Source organism: Marinobacter changyiensis (assembly GCF_009193265.1).
Taxonomy (GTDB): domain Bacteria; phylum Pseudomonadota; class Gammaproteobacteria; order Pseudomonadales; family Oleiphilaceae; genus Marinobacter; species Marinobacter changyiensis.
Genome location: NZ_VZZZ01000015.1, coordinates 1 through 2,039 on the forward strand (window position 1 = coordinate 1; position 2,039 = coordinate 2,039).

At 53.9% G+C, this 2,039-nt stretch carries 1 tRNA gene and 1 rRNA gene; both read left to right on the top strand.

Going from position 1 to position 2,039, the window contains the following annotated elements:
* The first annotated feature begins 317 nt into the window (after positions 1-317).
* Positions 318-1,854: ribosomal RNA gene (locus F6Y09_RS20000) — 16S ribosomal RNA — on the top strand.
* 108 nt (positions 1,855-1,962) lie between these two features.
* Positions 1,963-2,039: transfer RNA gene (locus tag F6Y09_RS20005), tRNA-Ile, on the top strand.

The window sequence follows — 2,039 nt, forward strand, 5'->3', positions numbered from 1 at the left end:
CGTTGACACTGAGGTGGGTGTCTGTAGAATGCGCATCTCGCTTGGGGGACAAGGCCGGAAGGGCCAGCCGCCAAGCGGGTGTTAAGCGGTTGAATTGGTTATTATTAAACGATTCAAAATACCGGTTGACAGGATCGAGAAACGCTGTAAGATACGCACCTCGATTGGGCGATTAGCCCGGCTCTTTAACAAGTTGATCAAGTAATTCGTGTGGGCGCTGGCTGGGATATTTCGGTATAGAAATATCAAGACAGTGACTCGTCGAAATTTGAGTTTTGTCTTGAGCAGAAATTGAAGCTTCGGCTTCTGTATGATTTAAACTGAAGAGTTTGATCATGGCTCAGATTGAACGCTGGCGGCAGGCTTAACACATGCAAGTCGAGCGGTAACAGGTCCTTCGGGATGCTGACGAGCGGCGGACGGGTGAGTAATACATAGGAATCTGCCCAGTAGTGGGGGATAGCCCGGGGAAACCCGGATTAATACCGCATACGCCCTTCGGGGGAAAGCAGGGGATCTTCGGACCTTGCGCTATTGGATGAGCCTATGTCGGATTAGCTAGTTGGTGGGGTAAAGGCTCACCAAGGCGACGATCCGTAGCTGGTCTGAGAGGATGATCAGCCACATCGGGACTGAGACACGGCCCGAACTCCTACGGGAGGCAGCAGTGGGGAATATTGGACAATGGGGGCAACCCTGATCCAGCCATGCCGCGTGTGTGAAGAAGGCTTTCGGGTTGTAAAGCACTTTCAGCGAGGAGGAAAAGTTGGTCGTTAATAGCGGCCAGCCGTGACGTTACTCGCAGAAGAAGCACCGGCTAACTCCGTGCCAGCAGCCGCGGTAATACGGAGGGTGCAAGCGTTAATCGGAATTACTGGGCGTAAAGCGCGCGTAGGTGGTTTGATAAGCGAGATGTGAAAGCCTCGGGCTTAACCTGAGAACGGCATTTCGAACTGTCAGGCTAGAGTGTGGTAGAGGGTAGTGGAATTTCCTGTGTAGCGGTGAAATGCGTAGATATAGGAAGGAACACCAGTGGCGAAGGCGGCTACCTGGACCAACACTGACACTGAGGTGCGAAAGCGTGGGGAGCAAACAGGATTAGATACCCTGGTAGTCCACGCTGTAAACGATGTCAACTAGCCGTTGGGGATCTTGAATCCTTAGTGGCGCAGCTAACGCACTAAGTTGACCGCCTGGGGAGTACGGCCGCAAGGTTAAAACTCAAATGAATTGACGGGGGCCCGCACAAGCGGTGGAGCATGTGGTTTAATTCGACGCAACGCGAAGAACCTTACCTGGCCTTGACATGCTGAGAATCCTGCAGAGATGCGGGAGTGCCTTCGGGAACTCAGACACAGGTGCTGCATGGCCGTCGTCAGCTCGTGTCGTGAGATGTTGGGTTAAGTCCCGTAACGAGCGCAACCCCTATCCTTAGTTGCCAGCACGTCATGGTGGGAACTCTAGGGAGACTGCCGGTGACAAACCGGAGGAAGGTGGGGATGACGTCAGGTCATCATGGCCCTTACGGCCAGGGCTACACACGTGCTACAATGGTGCGCACAGAGGGCTGCAAACCCGCGAGGGGGAGCCAATCTCACAAAACGCATCGTAGTCCGGATCGCAGTCTGCAACTCGACTGCGTGAAGTCGGAATCGCTAGTAATCGTGAATCAGAATGTCACGGTGAATACGTTCCCGGGCCTTGTACACACCGCCCGTCACACCATGGGAGTGGATTGCACCAGAAGTGGTTAGTCTAACCTTCGGGAGGACGATCACCACGGTGTGGTTCATGACTGGGGTGAAGTCGTAACAAGGTAGCCGTAGGGGAACCTGCGGCTGGATCACCTCCTTAAACGAAACTGAATGTTTCGGTCAGAGCCCACACGAATTACTTGATCAGCGGAAAGAGAGCATAGGGTCTTTCAGGCCCGACTTGGCTTGTTGCATGACAAGCAAAACCGGGTCTGTAGCTCAGGTGGTTAGAGCGCACCCCTGATAAGGGTGAGGTCGGTGGTTCAAGTCCACCCAGACCCACCA